At 74.3% G+C, this 17,229-nt stretch carries 11 protein-coding genes; 6 read left to right on the plus strand and 5 right to left on the minus strand.

Annotated features, from left to right (window positions below):
• Positions 1–106: 106 nt before the first annotated feature.
• The 3 genes from EDD34_RS19545 to EDD34_RS19555 all read right to left on the minus strand — a co-directional run bounded on the left by EDD34_RS19545 (position 107) and on the right by EDD34_RS19555 (position 3,718).
• A complete protein-coding gene (locus tag EDD34_RS19545; RefSeq protein WP_123816044.1) occupies positions 107–937 on the minus strand; it encodes an exodeoxyribonuclease III in 831 nt (276 codons plus the stop codon).
• A gap of 48 nt (positions 938–985) precedes the next feature.
• Positions 986–2,641, minus strand: coding sequence for an HNH endonuclease signature motif containing protein (locus EDD34_RS19550; protein WP_123816045.1), 1,656 nt, complete (start codon positions 2,639–2,641; stop codon positions 986–988).
• Positions 2,642–2,743: 102 nt separating this feature from the next.
• A complete protein-coding gene (locus tag EDD34_RS19555) occupies positions 2,744–3,718 on the minus strand; it encodes a helix-turn-helix domain-containing protein (RefSeq protein WP_123816046.1) in 975 nt (324 codons plus the stop codon).
• Between the two features lie 70 nt (positions 3,719–3,788).
• On the opposite strand from EDD34_RS19555, the gene EDD34_RS19560 reads away from it, so the two are divergent.
• The 3 genes from EDD34_RS19560 to pyrE all read left to right on the plus strand — a co-directional run bounded on the left by EDD34_RS19560 (position 3,789) and on the right by pyrE (position 5,715).
• Complete coding sequence (locus EDD34_RS19560; protein WP_123816047.1) at positions 3,789–4,232, plus strand: rhodanese-like domain-containing protein; 444 nt, start codon at positions 3,789–3,791, stop codon at positions 4,230–4,232.
• Positions 4,233–4,293: 61 nt separating this feature from the next.
• Positions 4,294–5,061, plus strand: a complete 768-nt coding sequence (locus tag EDD34_RS19565) for an SDR family NAD(P)-dependent oxidoreductase (protein WP_123816048.1) — start codon at positions 4,294–4,296, stop codon at positions 5,059–5,061.
• Positions 5,062–5,139: 78 nt separating this feature from the next.
• Positions 5,140–5,715, plus strand: coding sequence for an orotate phosphoribosyltransferase (pyrE, locus tag EDD34_RS19570; RefSeq protein WP_123816049.1), 576 nt, complete (start codon positions 5,140–5,142; stop codon positions 5,713–5,715).
• 58 nt (positions 5,716–5,773) lie between these two features.
• On the opposite strand, the gene clpB is transcribed toward pyrE, so the two are convergent.
• The gene (gene clpB / locus EDD34_RS19575; RefSeq protein ID WP_123816050.1) at positions 5,774–8,392 is read right to left on the minus strand and encodes an ATP-dependent chaperone ClpB; all 2,619 of its coding nucleotides are present in this window, start codon (positions 8,390–8,392) and stop codon (positions 5,774–5,776) included.
• A 233-nt stretch (positions 8,393–8,625) separates the two neighbouring features.
• Here clpB and EDD34_RS19580 point away from each other — a divergent pair, with 233 nt between their 5' ends.
• The 3 genes from EDD34_RS19580 (at position 8,626) to EDD34_RS19590 (ending at position 11,581) form a co-directional block, all read left to right on the plus strand.
• Entirely contained in the window at positions 8,626–9,615 is a 990-nt protein-coding gene (locus EDD34_RS19580) for an LppM family (lipo)protein (RefSeq protein WP_123816051.1), read from the plus strand.
• Between the two features lie 55 nt (positions 9,616–9,670).
• Positions 9,671–10,543: an LppM family (lipo)protein gene (locus tag EDD34_RS19585; RefSeq protein WP_123816052.1), complete on the plus strand. Its 873-nt coding sequence runs from the start codon at positions 9,671–9,673 to the stop codon at positions 10,541–10,543.
• 102 nt (positions 10,544–10,645) lie between these two features.
• A complete protein-coding gene (locus EDD34_RS19590; protein WP_123816053.1) occupies positions 10,646–11,581 on the plus strand; it encodes an alpha/beta hydrolase in 936 nt (311 codons plus the stop codon).
• Between the two features lie 23 nt (positions 11,582–11,604).
• On the opposite strand, the gene EDD34_RS19595 is transcribed toward EDD34_RS19590, so the two are convergent.
• Complete coding sequence (locus EDD34_RS19595) at positions 11,605–17,199, minus strand: SCO7613 C-terminal domain-containing membrane protein (protein ID WP_123816054.1); 5,595 nt, start codon at positions 17,197–17,199, stop codon at positions 11,605–11,607.
• Between the last annotated feature and the right edge of the window lie 30 nt (positions 17,200–17,229).

Here is a 17,229-nt window from a genome sequence, read left to right on the forward strand (position 1 = left end):
CACGATCGGGTGAATCTGCTGGTGACTCTCGACACATCACACCAGATCTCCCCACGGTCACCTCGGAGGACGGCCGGGAGCCGCTCGACGGCGGCGCCCCGTCCGGTCAGTCCGCCAGCTCCAGGATCACCGGCACGTGGTCGCTCGCGCCCTTTCCCTTGCGTTCCTCCCGGTCGATCCGCACGCTTCGCACCCGCTCCGCCAGGGCCGCCGTCGTCCAGGCGAAGTCGATGCGCAGGCCCTTGTCGCGGGGGAACGCGAGACGCTGGTAGTCCCAGTACGTGTAGGCGTGTTCGGCCGGCACGTGCTCTCGCGTGACCTCGGTGTAGCCCACCTCGGCGAAGGCGCCGAACGCCGTGCGCTCCAGCGGGGACACGTGGGTCTTCCCGGCGAAGTCGGCGACGTCGTACACATCCGTGTCCAGCGGGATCACGTTCCAGTCGCCCAGGAGTGCCACCTGAGCGCCCGGATCGACCGCCCAGTCCCGCGCCGCGTCGTGCAGCCGCTCCAGCCAGGCGAGCTTGTACCGGTAGTGAGGATCGTCGAGGGCGCGCCCGTGCGGCACGTACAGGCTCCACACGCGGACCCCGCCGCAGGTCGCACCGATGGCGCGAGCCTCGACGGGCGGTTCGACGTCGAGCAGGGTGGCCGGCGGCGCGGAGCCGGTGAGCGGCTTCCGGAAACCGGGCTGCCCCGGGAAGGACGTCGCGACGTCGTCCAGCCCGACCCGGGAGGCGATCGCGACCCCGTTCCACTGGCTCAGGCCGGTGTGCGCCACCTCGTACCCGGCGCCGGCGAACGCGGCGAACGGGAACTGCTCGTCACGGCACTTGGTCTCCTGGATCGCCAGGACGTCGAGATCCCAGCGCTCGAGGACTGCGAGCGTGCGGTCGACGCGCGCACGAAGGCTGTTGACGTTCCAGGTGGCGATCCGCACGCGGGCCAGGCTACGTGACCGGTGGCACGCCGGATCATTGCGCGCGGATCAGAACGGAGGCGGGCCGGACGCCGGACTCTCCTCGTTCTCCTCGCTCGCCCGGCCCGACGGCGTGGTCGGCCTGCCAGGTGGCTCGGCGAGGGTCATGCCGTGGGCGAGCCCGTATCGGATGACCGGGTCGACGACGGCGGGGCCGACGACGGCGGTGGCGCCGGCGGGCGCGGTCCAGCGCGTGACACCCGTACCGGGGTCACGGGTCACCCTCCAGTTCGCGTGGGTCTTGAGGTTGTGATGCTTTCGGCACAGGGGATGCAGGTTGTTCGCGCGTGTCTGCCCGGGTTCACCGGGCTGGTACCGGTGATCGTGGTCGAACGCCTCGATGTGGTCGAGGTCGAGGGCCGCTCTGCCACCGACCGTGGCGGGCCGGTCGCAGCCGGGGAACCTGCAGGTCCGGTCACGGGCCGTCACGGCGGCGCGCAGGGTGACGCCCGGGGCATAGGTGCGGCTGGAGTAGTCGGTCAGCACCCCGGCGACCGGGTCGGTGAGCAAGCGGCGCCAGGTCGCGTCCGCGGCGATCCGCGCGGCGTCCTCGGCCGGGATCGGGCCGAGTCCTTCCAGGACGCCAGGGGTCGCGTCGTCCGGGTCCAGCAGCATCGTGGCCGGCACGGTCACGTTCACGGTCGCCGGGACGTCGATGACGCGCAGACGCGTACCGGCCGCGACGGTGACGTCGGCAGCCGATCCCGGGCCGGGCGCAGGGGCGGTCAGTCGCAGACCGCAAGGATCATCAGGAACGCCCGGGACCGGGATGAGGTCCGTGTCCAGTACCGGCTCGACCAGCCGCGGCGGCTCGCTCGCGACCTCGCCACCGGCGACGTCGTCGTTCTCGCCTGCTTCCAGGCACGGCAGGACGACGTTCCCGGTGACCAGCGCGGTGAATGCGGCCGCCCGCAGCGCGCCCAGGGGACGGGTCTCACCGGGCGTGTCCTTGAGGGACCTGGCGGCGGCCTGGACGGCGTTGAAGGTCATGGCGGCATCGGTGACGGGGAGATCGGCGACGATGCGCCCGCGACCCGGGCCGGCTTGCTCGGCCCACACGTTGCAGCGATCGAGCAGGTCGCGGCGCCGTGCCTTCCTGCCGTGGAGCGTCGCGGCGCGGGCGTTCAGCTGCTCACTGATCCACTTCCACGTGTGCCAAGGTGCCGCCGGCAACAGCTCGGCGATCGCCTCGCCACGCTCCGCGACCGTCAGGTCGGCCCCGGCGCGCAGGAAGGTGTCGGCCTTCTTGGCGTCGATGCGGCCCGCCGCCAGCGCCTGGCTGAGCTGCCGGTGGATGCCGCAGCCTTCGCCACGCATCGCGATCTGCCACGCCTCACCGGTGGTCACCTGCAGCCGCCCGGCGATCTCGCCGGCGGCGGAGTCCCGCGCCAGGACTCCGTCGGTGCGGGCGACGAGCTCCGCGGCGGCCTGCGCCTGCGCGGCCCGCGCCCACGACACGACGCGCTCCCACCCGGCGATGACGGTGCGGAGCTCCTCGTCGGACAGGGCGTCGAGCGAGGGCTCGCCGCCCGTGCGGGCCAGTTCTTCCAGCGCGGCGGCCAGACCCACTCCCGGAGCGAGGCGGTCCAGGTCCTCCGGCGCACAGGACTCCCCCGGGAACTCTCGCTCCGCCCGCATCGAACCGCCTCCCTTCGCTGATGGCACCGCGCCGCCTTCCGGCCTGCTCTATGTGTTCGATGCTATATATTGCACCGGCTTACCGCTATCCGAAGGCGCGATCTGTGGATAACCCGTCGCACGGCGGTTCTAGCCGTGGAACGCCTTGCGGTAGGCGGCCGGACTGGTGCCCATCGTGCGGGTGAAGTGGTGGCGGAACGTCACCGGGCTGTCGAAACCGACCAGCGCCGCCGCCCGCGACACCGGCTCCCCGGCCTCCAGCAGCGGGAGGCTCGCCTGGACCCGCTGCGTGATCAGCCAGCGGATCGGCGAGGTGCCCGTGCGCCGCGCGAAGTGCCGCGCGAACGTGCGAGGGGCCATGTGCGCCCGGTGCGCGAGCACGTCCACGCTGATCGGCTCCGCCAGGTGATCGAGGGCCCAGGCGAGCGCGCCTCCGACGTCGTCCCGTTCCTCGGCCGGGACCACCGGCGCCTCGATGAACTGCGCCTGGCCGCCCGCCCGATGCGGTGGCACGACGAGCCGCCGGGCGACCATGTTCGCGACCGCCGGGCCGTGGTCCGTGCGCACCAGATGCAGGCACAGGTCGAGGCCGGCCGCACTGCCCGCACTGGTCAGGACGTCCCCGTGGTCCACGTACAACACGTCGGGGCGCACCGAGACCGCCGGGAACCGTTCCGCGAGGAGACCCGCGTACTGCCAGTGCGTGGTCGCCTCGCGCCCGTCCAGCAGGCCCGCCGCCGCGAGCGCGAAGGCGCCCGAGCAGATCGAGACCACCCGCGCCCCGCGCGCGTGCGCGGCACGGAGCGCCCGGACGACGTCGTCCCCGGGTCCGGAGCGTGGGTCGACGACGGCGGGGACGACGACGGTGTCCGCACCCGCGAGCACGTCGAGACCGTGCTCGGCCGACACGGAGAATCCGCCGGTCATCCGCAGGGGATCGCCCGGCCGGTCACTGCACACGTCCAGCGTGTACCAGGGGCCGTCGACCTCCGGGCGGGGCAGCCCGAACACCTCCACGACGGAACTCAGCTCGAACGGCGCCATGCCCTCGGTGACCAGCGTGGCCACGCGGTGCGGACGAGACGGAGCGACGACGGCGACCATGGCAGGATCTTAGCGATACGCGTCGTTCCGGCCCCTCGCGCGACGGCCGCACCGCGGTGAGGATCGAGCCATGACGACCACTCCCGACACCACTGCCGCCGTCGCCCACTTCAGCCGCCGCCTCGCCTTCGAGACCGACGTCGCCGACGTCCACACCGCGCTCGGCGACACGGGGGCGGACCTCACGCTCGTCGACGTCCGCTCCCCCGAGGCATGGGACGCCGGGCACCTTCCCGCCGCCGTCCACCTGCCGGGCGGCAAGCTCCGCCTGCGCGCCGAAGGGACCATCCCCCGCGACAAGCCCGTCGTCGTGTACTGCTGGGGCCCCGGCTGCAACGCCGCCACCAAGGCCGCCCTCGAGCTCGCGACCCAGGGATACCAGGTCAAGGAGATGCTCGGCGGCTTCGAGTACTGGGTGCGCGAGGGCTTCCCGTACGACACGGCGACGGGCCGGGTCCGGCCCGCCCCGGACCCCCTGAGCGCCCCGCCGCACTCCCACCGCGACCACGTCTGACCGCATCCACGTATGACCGCCTCCACGACCCTGCCCGCCCAATACCTCTACGCTGCGGTTCATGGGTACCGCAATGATCACCGGCGCCTCCGCCGGGCTGGGACTGGAGTTCGCGTGGCAGCTCGCCGCGGCGCGGCACGACCTGGTGCTGGTGGCGCGGAACGAGGAACGGCTGAACGCGGTCGCGGAGAACATCCGTACCGTGACCGGCGTGCGGGTCGAGGTGCTGCCGGCCGACCTGGCAGTCTCCGACGACGTCGAACGCGTCGCCGAACGCCTGGCCGCCACGGGCGCGCACGAGGGCCCGGCCGCCGTCGGCCTCCTGGTCAACAACGCCGGGTTCGCGACGCCCGGCAACTTCCTCCGCGGACGCGCGAGCAGCGAGCTGCGCGGGATCGACGTCATGATCCGCGCCCTGGTACGACTCAGCCACGCCGCCGTCCACCAGATGGTGCCGCGCGGACGCGGCGCGATCCTCAACGTCGCCTCGGTCGCCGCCCTCACCGCGGGCGGCACCTACGCGGCCGCGAAGGCCTACGTGCGATCGTTCACCGAGGGCCTCGCCGTCGACCTGAAAGGCACCGGCGTCACCGCCACGGTCCTGTGCCCCGGCTTCACCCACACCGAGTTCCACGAACGAGCGGGCATCCCCGAGACCACCATCCCGAGCTGGGCCTGGCTGGACGCCCCGCCCGTCGTCAAGCAGGCGCTCGCGGACGTGCGGGGCGGCATCGTGATCTCCACCCCGTCGGTGCGCTACAAGGTGGCATCGGCGCTGTTGCGCGCGATGCCGCGCTGGGCGGTCCGGGCGGTGGGCAAGGTCCGCTGACCGCGGCCGCGGCGCTCCGGCGGGCCCTGCCTGTGGACAACCGGCGGCCCGGGTCCGCCGCCACGTACCCTTGCTCCCGTGAGCGCTGACTTCTCCCCCACACCCCGCGAGCAGCTGATCGAGCTCATCAAGGAGCTCGCCGTCGTGCACGGCAAGGTGACCCTGAGCTCCGGCCGCGAGGCGGACTACTACGTCGACCTGCGCCGGGTGTCGCTGCACCACCGTGCCGCGCCGCTGATCGGGCACGTTCTGCTGGACCACCTGGAGGAGGCCGGGCTCGGCACGGCCGAGGTGGACGCCGTGGGCGGCCTGACGATGGGGGCGGACCCGATCGCCGCGGCCCTGCTGCACGCCGCGGCGTCGCGCGGACAGGACCTCGACGCGTTCGTGATCCGCAAGGAGGCCAAGGCGCACGGCACGGGCCGGCGCGTCGAAGGGCCGGAGATCGCCGGGCGCAGGGTCGTGGTCGTCGACGACACGACGACCACCGGCGGCTCGCTGCTCCAGGCCATCGAGGCCGTGCGGGCCGAGGGCGCCGAGGTGGCCGGCGTGGCGACGCTCGTCGACCGGGACACCGGCGCCAAGGAGAAGATCGAGGCGCTCGGGCTGGAGTACCACTTCCCGATCGGCCTGAAGGACCTGGGGCTGTCCTGAGGCTTCCGGCGGGGCCGCCGGCCGGCGATGGTGCCGGCCGGCGGCCCGGCCGGCCCGCTCAGGCCGGGACCGGAGCCGTCGTGAGGGTGAGGCCGCCCGCGGCCTCGACGCGGTCGACGACGATGGTGTCGCCGTCCGTGACGTCCCCTGCCAGCAGGCGCTTGGCCAGCTGGTCACCGATCTCACGCTGCACCAGCCGGCGCAATGGGCGCGCCCCGTAGGCCGGGTCGTAGCCCTCGAGCGCCAGCCACTCGCGAGCGGCCGGGGAGACCTCCAGGAGGATCCGGCGGTCGGCGAGCCGCTTCGTCAGGGCCTCGACCTGCAGGTCCACGATGCGACCGAGCTCGTCGAGGGTGAGCGCGTCGAAGACGACGACGTCGTCCAGCCGGTTGAGGAACTCGGGCTTGAACGCGGCCCGGACCGCCGTCATGACGGACTCCCGCTTCGCCGCCGCGTCGAGCGTCGGGTCCACCAGGAACTGCGACCCGAGGTTCGAGGTCAGCACCAGGATCGTGGACCGGAAGTCCACGGTGCGGCCCTGCCCGTCGGTCAGGCGTCCGTCGTCGAGCACCTGGAGCAGGATGTCGAAGACCTCGGGATGGGCCTTCTCCACCTCGTCCAGGAGCACGACGGAGTAGGGACGACGCCGGACCGCCTCGGTGAGCTGACCGCCCTCCTCGTACCCGACGTATCCCGGGGGCGCCCCGACGAGGCGCGCGACCGAGTGCTTCTCCCCGTATTCCGACATGTCGATGCGCACCATGGCGCGCTCGTCGTCGAACAGGAAGTCCGCGAGCGACTTGGCCAGCTCGGTCTTGCCCACCCCGGTGGGCCCGAGGAACAGGAACGAGCCCGTGGGGCGGTCCGGATCGGCGACGCCCGCCCGCGAGCGCCGGACGGCGTCGGACACCGCTGCGACGGCGGACCGCTGGCCGATCAGCCGTGCGCCGAGCACCTCCTCCATGTGCAGGAGCTTCTCCTGCTCGCCCTGGAGGAGCCGGCCGGCGGGGATGCCGGTCCACGCGGAGACGACCTCGGCGATCTCGTCGGCGGACACCTTGTCCGCGACGAGCGGCGTCTCGGTGTGGGCGGCCTCCTCGGCGGTCTCCGAGGCCTCCACGGCCTCGGCCTCCGCGATCTGCCTCTCCACGACCGGCATCTCGCCGAACCGGAGGCGGCCGGCGTCCTCGTAGCGGCCTTCGCGCTCCGCGCGGTCCGCGTCGGTGCGCAGCTGGTCGAGCTTGGCCCGCAGGTCGCCGACGAGGTTCCGGCCCGACTTCTCGGCCTCCCACCGCGCGGTGAGGGAAGCGAGCGCCTCGCGCTTGTCGGCGAGGTCGGCGCGCAGTTTCTCGAGCCGGTCGCGGGAGGCGGCGTCCTCGGACTCCGAGAGCACGACCTCCTCCATCTCCAGGCGGGTCACGGCGCGCTGCAGCTCGTCGATCTCGACCGGCGAGGAGTCGAGCTCCATGCGCAGGCGCGAGGCGGCCTCGTCGACCAGGTCGATCGCCTTGTCGGGGAGCTGGCGGCCGGTGATGTACCGGTCGGAGAGCGCGGCGGCGGCCACGAGCGCGTTGTCGGCGATGGTGACCTTGTGGTGCGCCTCGTAGCGCTCCTTGAGGCCGCGCAGGATCGCGACGGTGTCCTCGACGGACGGCTCGCCGACGAACACCTGCTGGAACCGCCGCTCCAGGGCGGGGTCCTTCTCGACGTGCTCGCGGTACTCGTCGAGGGTGGTGGCCCCGACCATCCGGAGCTCACCGCGGGCGAGCATGGGCTTGAGCATGTTGCTCGCGTCCATGGCACCCTCGCCGCCGGCCCCGGCGCCCACGACCGTGTGCAGTTCGTCGATGAAGGTCACGACCTCGCCGTCGGACGCGGTGATCTCCTCGAGGACGGCCTTGAGCCGTTCCTCGAACTCCCCGCGGTACTTGGCACCGGCGACCATGCCGGCCAGGTCGAGGGCGACGAGGCGCTTGCCCTTGAGGGACTCGGGCACGTCGCCGTCGACGATCCGCTGCGCCAGCCCTTCGACGACGGCGGTCTTGCCGACGCCGGGCTCGCCGATCAGCACGGGGTTGTTCTTGGTGCGGCGGCTCAGGACCTGGATGACGCGGCGGATCTCGGAGTCGCGCCCGATCACCGGGTCGAGGGCGCCGTCGCGGGCGCGCTGCGTGAGATCGGTGCCGTACTGCTCGAGCGCCTTGTAGGTGCCCTCGGGGTTGGGGCTGGTGACGCGGCCGGAGCCGCGGACGGCGGGCAGCGCGGCGCGCAGGGCGTCCGCGCTCGCTCCGGCGTCGGACAGCAGTTGCGCGGCCGGTGACCGGCTCGCGGCGATGCCGATGAGCAGATGCTCGGTGGAGACGTAGTCGTCGCCGAGCGCCTGGGCCTCCTTGCCCGCGAGGTCGAGTGCGGTCGCCATGGTGCGGCTCGCGCCCGGCTGCGCCGTGCTCTGCCCGCTGACCTGCGGCAGTGCGACGAGGGCGGCGCGTACCCGCTGCCCGACGGCGGCCGGGTCCGCTCCGACGGCTTCGAGCAGGCCGACGGCGACGCCGCCCTGCTGCGCCAGGAGCGCCGCGAGCAGGTGGACGGGTTCGAGCTGTGGGTTGCCCGCGGCGGACGCCGTTTGCAGGGCGTCGCCGATCGCCTCCTGCGACCTCGTCGTGAACTTCGTCTCCATGGGTCCTCCGTCCGCCATTCGCCTGTTCGCCGCCGTGGGCCGGGTGCCGCGGCCCGATCGGCCGCGTCCGATTCAACTATCTCAAAGTTGAGTCTATTCCGCTCAACTTGCGGTCCGGGACGCGACCCGGCGGGCGGCATCGAACGGCGCGAGAGGGTGAACTCCGGTCACAATCCGGCCACAAGGACTGATATCGCCCGGCCGAGCACGTTATGTCAGGCAAACTTCGGCGCGTGAACCACGTACTCCGGACCACGATCGGCGCCACGGCCATCGCGGCGACCCTTGCCCTGACCGGCTGCGTCAAACTCGACGCCGACGTCGCGCTCCACGGCGACGACACCTTCTCGGGCGATGTCGTCATCGCCTTCTCCGACGAGATCCTCCAGCAGATGGACGTGCCACCGGAGGAATTCCTCGCCGGGATGACGGAGGGTTCCGTCGACGCCTCCGAGTACGAGACGACGCCCTACGCGGAGGACGGCTACTCCGGTTTCACGGCCACCTTCGAGGACACCCCGTTGCGCGATCTCGAGAACACCCTCGACATCACGGTCGAGCGCGAGGACGACGAGTTCGTGGTGGAAGGCGAGATCGTCGAGGAGGGCGAGCTCGACGAGGTCGGCGACTCGGGTGTCCCGGAGCTCGACGCCATGTTCGAGGCGATGCGCTACGAGGTCGCGATCACCTTCCCCGGGCCCGTCTCCTACACCAACGGCGAACTCGACGGCACCACGGTGACCTGGGAGTCCACCGGTGGCGCCCCGCTGGCGGTCGAGGCCCGCGCGAGCGCCCTGACGCAGGAGGAACTCGACGAGATCGCCCGCGCCGAGGCGGAGGCCAAGGCCGCGGCCGAGCGCGAGGCGCTCATCCGGAACCTCACGATCGGCGTGGGAGCCGCGCTGGGTGCGGCCGTTCTCGTGGTGGTCGGGATCCTCCTCGGCAGGCGTGCCGGCCGCAGGAACTCGGCAGCCGGCACGGCCGCGGCGGCCGCCCCCGCGGACGCGGCATCCGACGACGACGCGGCATCCGACGACGACGCGACGCCTGGTGCCGACGACGAGGGCGGCACCTCCGGCCCGGCCGACACGCCCAGCCCGGCCGGCACGCCGACGCCGACGCCGACCGGCACGGCTACCGCCTCCGGCACCACGAGCCCGGCCGACAGCAGCGGCACCGGATCGGCCGCCGACACCGCGAGCTCCTCCTCGACGTCCGACTGAACCGCGGCGGGGGCCGGTCTTGGGCGGCGTGCCGTCCTGCGGCACACTGGCCCGCGTGACCCGTCGCCCGAGAACCGTGCGCCGCCTCGCCGCGGCTGCCGCCGTCGTGCTCACGCTCGCGCTGTCCGGGTGCGTGCGCATGGGCCTGGAACTGGAACTGGCGCCCGACGACGTCGCCCGGCCCAGCCTGGTCCTCGGCGTCGAGGACCAGGTGCTGGAGAACACCGGCCGGTCCGCCGAGGACTTCATCGACACCATGGTGCGGGGCAACGACCCCGCCGACACCGCGGTCCGTGTCGAGGACTGGGCCGCGGACGGCTACACCGGCGAGCGCTACGTGTACGGCGAGGTCAACACCCAGCAGATCGGTGAGGCCACGAGCCTGCCGGTGAACGTCGTGCGCGAGGGCGACGAGTACGTGGTGACCGGCACGCTCGACCTCACCGCCGAAGGGCTCGGGCTGAACGGTCAGGCGTCGCTCGACGACATCGACTTCGCCGTCGACATCTCGTTCCCCGGACCGGTCACCGAGTCGAACGGCGTGATCAGCGGGAACCGCGTGCACTGGGACCCGCCGCTGGGCGCGCCGTACGAGATCCACGCGCGCGGCGCCGCCGTCGACCCGGCCGTGCCCTCCCCGACGCCGGACGCCGGCACGACCGCCCCGGCCGGCACCACGACATCGGGGGTCCCCGACTGGCTGGTCGCCGTGCTCGGCGTCGGCGGCCTCGTGATCCTGCTGCTCCTGGCGATCGTCGTCTGGCAGGCGCTCCGCGTCCGCAAGAGGGACGACGCCGCGCCCCCGGGCGGGCCGGCGCCGTACGGTCAGCCCTATCCGCCGCAGGGCTACGCCCAGCCGGGCCATCCGCAGCACCACGTCACCCCGACGGACCCGCACCGCCCGCCCAGCATCCCGCCGCGTGGCTGACGGCGCGCCTCCCGGCGCCTGCCACCCCACGCCTGGTGGCCGTCTGCCGGCGACGACTACAATCACGGCAGCCCTCTCGTCCTCGCGCAACGGAGCCGCCCGATGAGTACCTGGTCCCCCGACGTCCTCGGTGCCGGCTACGAATCCCGGGCGCTGACCGTGCCCGGCGACGACCGGCCGGTGACGCTCGTCCGGTACACGGCCTCCACCCGCACCGACACGACCAGGCCCGCCGTGCTGTACGTGCACGGCTTCGTCGACTACTTCTTCCAGGCCCATGTCGCCGAGCACCTGGCCGCGGCCGGATACCCGTTCTACGCCGTCGACCTGCGAGGATACGGGCGCTCGTTGCGCGAGGGCGACGACCCGACGAACGTCCCCCCGATCCACGCGCACGCCGCCGACCTGGACGCCGCCACGCGGGCCGTCCGCGAGGAGGGGCACGACCGGATCGTGCTCCTGGGACACTCCACCGGCGGCCTCATCGCCTCGCTGTGGGCGTCCGCGCGGCCCGGCGCCGTCGCCGGCCTCGTGCTCAACTCGCCGTGGGTCGATCTGAACCGCGGCTGGTTCGACCGCGTGGTCACTACGCGGCTGCTGCGCGGGATCGGCGTCGCCGCGCCGCGGGCCCGGGTCAGCGCGCTGGGCGGTGACTACGCGACCGCCATGCACCGTGACCACGACGGCGAGTGGGCCTTCGACCTGCGGTGGAAGCCCGACGCGGCGTTCCCGGTACGGGCCGGCTGGCTCAACTCGGTGCGCCGCGCCCACGCCCGGCTCGCCAGAGGACTGTCGCTGGACGTACCGGTCCTGGTGGCGACGTCGGACCGGACGTCGCCGGGCCGCACACGCGAGGAGAACACCACCACGGACTCCGTGCTCAATGTGCGGCACATGTGGAGCCGCGCGCCGAGGCTCGGCGAGGACGTGCAGGTCGAGATCATCCCCGGCGGCGCCCACGACCTCGCCCTGTCCCCTGCCCCGGCACGCGAGCAGTACCTCAAGACCGTCACGAACTGGCTGGACTCCCGCTTCTGACGGCTGGGCCCGTCAGCGGCCCGTCAGCGGAGGTCGCGGAGGTAGGCCGCCGTGCCGCCCGACGCCGCCGTGCGGCGTTCGTCGAGGGTCGCGATGATCAGCAGCACGATCGCCGCCGGGACCAGTGTCAGGATCCACGGCAGCGGTGAGACGCCCACGCCGAGCTTCGCGAACACCACCAGGACCTCCACGCCCAGGGTGACGCCGCCGAGCCAGAACGGCGCCGAGAGGCGCAGCCGCGACCCCGCCAGCACCGCCATCAGCGCGACGAACACCACGCCGCAGGCGCGAAGGGTGAGCGGGTCGGTGGCTGTGGACAGCACCGACGGACCCACGAGCGCGAGCAGGCCGAGGGCGAGCGTCCGCCACGAACCGGCGAAGCCGACCGGCCACGCCCCGAGCCGCGGCGGGGTCGCGGGCTCCCGCCGCAGCCGGTCGCGCAGCGCCAACCCGCCCGCGAGGACGAGCGCCGCGCCCAGCGGCGCGGAGAACGCCTCGACCCGCAGTTCGCGCGGTGACCACGCCGCGATCGCGACGAGCGCGGCACACACCCAGACCAGCCACGGCGCCGCGCCCATCGCCCGGCGCGCCACCAGCCTGCGGACACCGAGCACGAGCCCCACGAGCAGGGCGAGCTCGAGCACCAGCAACGTGATCACCGCGCCCCAGGCGGGCTCCATGTGCACCAGCACGGACACGGTGCCCAGCACGAGCGCGGGCACGAACCCGTGGCGCCGCAGCAGTCCGGTCAGCCGGGGCCCCGCCGCCGGCCGCACCACCAGCACGCTCAGCGCCAGCACCGCCACCGCGGCCGCCGCCCAGGACAGCCCGGCGACGAACGCGAGATCCGTCGCGGCGGGGATGCCGGTGAACGGCTCCCCGATCCGGCCGGAGGCGTACGACGAGGCCTGCCCGGCATCCGGCGACCGCACCCCGCGGTCGCCCGGCCAGGCACCCGGCATCGGCGCCACCCGCCACGACTCGAGCACGCCGGCGAGCGACGTGAACGCGGCGACTCCGGTCAGACCCAGCCGCGCGACGCGCGCCCACGCCCAGCGCCCGGCCAGGAGGGCGGCACCGAGTGCGACGAAGGCGACGGCCACGAGCGCGTACGCGCGCCAGTCACCGGCGTCGGGCCTGGTCAGATAGGCGATGAAGCTCGGCACGACGGCGAGCGCGGCGCCCGCGCCGGCGAGCGCCCAGGCGTTCCGCACGGCACGCGCCGGGGTGGAGCCCGGCTCCTTGCCGCCGTTCCGCAGCCGCCGGGCGGCCAGGACGCCGACCACGACGGCGCCGGCCGCGGGCGGCAGCGTGTACGCCTCCACCAGCCGGACCCCGCTCGACGCGAGCGCCGTCCACAGGGCCGCGAGCAACAGCGCCCCGGCGAGCGGCCAGACCCGCCCGCGCCCCGGCTCGCGGGCGACGAGTGTCGCGCCCGCCGCGAGGATGAGCAGGACGGCGACGGCGATGTCGGGTCCGGCGGCCGGGCGCAGGTACGCGAGGAGGATCACGATCGATCCGGTGAGCAGTGCGGAGCGTTCCAGCATGCCGCGGATCGTGCGGGCGATCCCCGGGCCGCGGGGGCCGCCGGCGTCGGGCACCCGGAGGTCGATCCGCTCGGCGATCCGTGCCGCGCCGGCGGCGACCGCCGCGACGAACGTGGCGGCGGTCGGGAGCACGTACGGCGATCCGGAGACCTCGAACAGCATCGCGCCGGCGCTGGTGATCATCACCGATGCCGTCGGGAGCAGCAGGAACGCCGATCCGGCGCGCACGGGCACCGGCAGCCCCGCCCGGGCGGTGAGGAGCAGCACCAGTTCGAGCGCGAGCATCGCGGCCGCGGCGCCCGCCGACCACCACGTGCGTTCGAACACGACGGTGACCACGCCCGCCAGGAACGGGGCCGCGGTCACGCCGAGCACCGCGTACCACTCGTTCCGCGAGGTGCGGGTGGCCAGGGTGACCAGGATCGTCACGAGCGACGCGGCCGCGGAGACGGTGCAGACCGCGGCGACGAGCGAGAGGTCGAGCCAGGCGAGCACCACGCCCAGCACCACCAGCGGATACAGGTACCCGGCGCCGACCAGCCAGGGGTGGGCGGGCCGCGGCAGGGTGGCGCGCAGCGACAGGACGAGGGCGCTGACGGCGAGGGCGCCGGCGGCCGCGGTGGGGCGGGAGATCCACGAGTACGCGCCCAGCAGGACGATCACGAGGACGGCGCCGGTGACGGCGGCGTGCCGCGCGCGGCGGTACTCGGCGGAGGTGACCGGACGCCCGCCGATCAGGCGCAGGCTTCCCGCCGCGCGAGCCAGCGCGCCGCCGGTGTTCCGGACCGCTTCCACGGTGGGGCGGAGGCGGGGCCAGGTGACCGGCGGGCGAGCTGTCGCCGCGACGAGCACGAGGCCGAGCACCGCCAGGAGGGTGAGCGCGGCCGTGGCGGGGAGCCACGGGTGCAGCACGAGTCCGACCACCGCGAGCAGCACGAGGAACGGCGCGGTGGACCGCTCGGGGGCGGACGTGTCGTCGCCGGGTACGAGCCGCGCCGCGAGCAGCGTGACGAGCGCCAGGGCGACCGTTCCCAGGCCCGCCCAGGCGGGAAGCCCCGAACCGGCGCCGGCGGTGGGGCCGACGTCGAACACCGGGCCGACGACGCTGCCCGCGGGCACGAACCAGTCGGTCCGCGGGGCCGACGCGGCGACGGCCCACACGTCCAGCACGCGACCCAGGACGAAGATCGCCGCGGGCACGGCCGCGGCCACCGCGACGGCCCAACCGCTGCGCAGCAGGTCGTGTCGGGTCCCGGGGGCGAGCGCGTGGCGGACGGATCCCAGCCGGGCCACCTGGAGCAGGCGCGGCGCGGTCAGCACCGCCAGCACGATCCAGGCGCAGGCGGCCCCGAGAGGCACCCAGCCCACGGCCGGGTCGCCGGGCGCCCAGCCGAGCAGGGCACCGGAGGCGGTCGCGAGGGCTCCGCCCGCGTACAGCCATGCCCGGTGGTGCGTGACGCGCCGGAGCACGGCGGCGGTCACGGCTGCCAGCGCGACGAGGACTGCCATTCCTCCCCGCCCGGGAAGCAGGTCCGGCGACTGGACGTCGACGGAGCCGGTCACAGCGGCCACCACGGCTATCGCGGCGCCCGCGTCGAGCACTCGCCTCTCGGGCGCGAACCGGGTTCCGAGCCTCGGTCCGGAGACGGCGTCGGCCGCCCGGGGCAGCACCGTCATGACCGCCGCCACCAGGCAGGCGAGGGGCACCAGCCATGGGCTCTCGACCTCGAGGGCCAACGCCCACGCGGCCCACAGGGGCAGCAGCGGTGCGGCGAGCACCGCGGCCGACATCCAGGAGCGGACGCGCAGCCAGTGCCCGGCGAGGGCGCCGAACAGGACGACCACCACCCACAGCAGCGCCGAGCGGGCGGCGAAGTTCTCCCCGAACACGGCGTCGTACGGCAGCCCGAACGCCTCGGCCGGCGGCAGCACGGCCGCGGCCACGAGCGCCAGAGGGACTCCGGTGCCTCGGACCAGTCGCAGGAAGAAGAGCTCTCCCCGGAACGTCGTGGCGGACTCCCGCACCCCCAGCCGCCCCGCGAGCGGTCCGACGGCGCGGTAGCCCGCCCAGGCCAGGAGCGCCACCAGGAGGAACTCGCCGACCCAGCGCCAGGAACTGCCCGCCACGTCGCCCAGGAACGCCAGCTCCCCGAGGATCGGCACCGGCAGGACCGCGACCAGGCCGGTGGAGATCCACGAGCGCACCCGGAGCCACACCCCGGCGAGGAGGGCGACCGCGGTCACCGAGCTCCAGAGCACCGCCGTCGCGCCCGTCGCCGAGAGCATCGGGAGCTCGGCCGCGAAGCACGAGACCACCAGCACCAGCGGGAAACCCAGGCTCCGGACCACCCGGAGCACGCCCGACTCCCGCGTGAACGGGCGGCCGAGCCGGTCGCCGAGGCGCCGGGCGATCGCGGGCAGCCCGCGCATCGCGGCCAGCGCGACGAACGCCGTCGCCACGCCTGCGCACGTCCACCACCAGGCCGACCAGGCCGTCACGTCCGTGCCGCCCACGACGAGGAGCGGTACCGCCGGGGCCGCCAGCACGGCGGCCGAGGCCCACGACCGGACGCGGAGCGCGTAGCCGCCGCCGAGCGCGGCGGCCACGACGGCGGACCAGAGCACCGCCGTCGTCCCCCAGCCGTCGAGCGGTGGGATCTCGACCGCGAAGCACGAGGCCAGGAGAGCCAGCGGGAAGCCCAGGCCGCGGGCCACCCGCAGCAGACGAGCCTCCGCCGTGAAGGGCCGCCCGAGGTCGTCGCCCAGGCGCCGGGCCATCGTGGGCAGCCCGCTCGCGGCCGCGAAGGCGGCGAGGGCGACCCCGACGAAACCGCACGTCCACCACCACGCGGTCCATTCCGACACGGGCAGGCCGGCGGCGACCAGCGGCGGAACCACGGGCGACCCGAGCGCGGCGGCGGTCACCCAGGAGCGGACCCGCAGCAGCAGCCCGCCCAGCAGCGCCACCGCGACGACGGCGCACCAGAGCACCGCGGTCGCGCCCCACGCGGACAGCGGCGTCACGACCGGCCCCGCCGACGCGGCGACCGACGCCAGGAGCGCGGCCGGGACGCCCGCCGCGCGGACCACGCGCAGGGCGCGCGACTCGACGGTGAACCGGACGCCGTCACCGTCCCCCCGGGCGAACATCGCCAGGGCGCGCATCGCCGCCCACGCCACGAACGCGACCAGCACCCATGCGGCGACCCACCACCAGGACGACCACGCCGAGGCCGGCATTCCGGCGGCCGCCGACGGCGGTACCGCCAATGCCGCGACCAGGCCCGCCGACACCCAGGTCCGCACGCGCAGCCGGTGCCCGACCACGATGAACGCCGGCGCCAGGAGGGCCAGGACGACGGCGCGTGCCAGCGGCGGTTCGAGCCCGCCGAGCAGCCCGGCCTGCATCGCCAGCTCGACATCGACCCAGCACAGGACGGCGGCAAGAGCGGCGACGGCCTCGCTGGTCGTCCGGAGGCCACCCCGGCGCAGCAGTCCCGCGACGGTGGCGGCGGCCACGGTGACGATTCCGGTGACCACGGCGCGCAGCGCCAGGTTGTCGCCGAACGTGAAGAAGACGAAGACCACCGCCGCGACGGCGAGCAGGGTCGCCCCCGCACCCGCGAGGATCGGCTGCAGGGAGATGTCGCGCCCTCGGCGCGGGCGGTCCGGCTTCACCGGGGGCCCGGAGGGAGCGGAGGGAGCGGTGCGGCGGGCGGGGGCGGGCGGAACGGGGACCGCAGCGGCCGGCGTGTCGGGGGCCGCACCGCCGGACCGCGCGGCCGGTGCCGGCGGGTTCGCCACCGCGGCGCCCCCGCGACCGGATGCGAGGTTCCGGTTCCGCGCTGCTGCCTGAGCCGTGCGCATCTCGGCGATCACCTCGGCACGCCGCCGCAGCACCTGGGCGGCATCGAGCGACAGCCGCCGCACGTCGTGGGCGCGCGCGACGCTCAGGTCGAGGCCACACCTGCGGCACACGGGACTGTCGAGGCCCATCCCGCATGCGGGACACCTCCGCGTGTCCTCGAGGCGGTGCGCGATGTCATGCCAGGGACCCCAGGTCTCGGTCATGCGGCCAGGGTGGCGGAGCCCTTGCGAACG

This window comes from Myceligenerans xiligouense (genome assembly GCF_003814695.1).
Taxonomy (GTDB): Bacteria; Actinomycetota; Actinomycetes; order Actinomycetales; family Cellulomonadaceae; genus Myceligenerans; species Myceligenerans xiligouense.

What these genes read in the sequence shown, in the direction of transcription:
- EDD34_RS19565 (WP_123816048.1), top strand. Translation starts at nt 4,294, where the DNA reads ATGGGTACCGCAATGATCACCGGCGCCTCCGCCGGGCTGGGACTGGAG.
- EDD34_RS19590 (WP_123816053.1), top strand. Translation starts at nt 10,646, where the DNA reads ATGAGTACCTGGTCCCCCGACGTCCTCGGTGCCGGCTACGAATCCCGG.
- EDD34_RS19555 (WP_123816046.1), bottom strand. Translation starts at nt 3,718, where the DNA reads ATGGTCGCCGTCGTCGCTCCGTCTCGTCCGCACCGCGTGGCCACGCTG.
- EDD34_RS19560 (WP_123816047.1), top strand. Translation starts at nt 3,789, where the DNA reads ATGACGACCACTCCCGACACCACTGCCGCCGTCGCCCACTTCAGCCGC.
- clpB (WP_123816050.1), bottom strand. Translation starts at nt 8,392, where the DNA reads ATGGAGACGAAGTTCACGACGAGGTCGCAGGAGGCGATCGGCGACGCC.
- EDD34_RS19595 (WP_123816054.1), bottom strand. Translation starts at nt 17,199, where the DNA reads ATGACCGAGACCTGGGGTCCCTGGCATGACATCGCGCACCGCCTCGAG.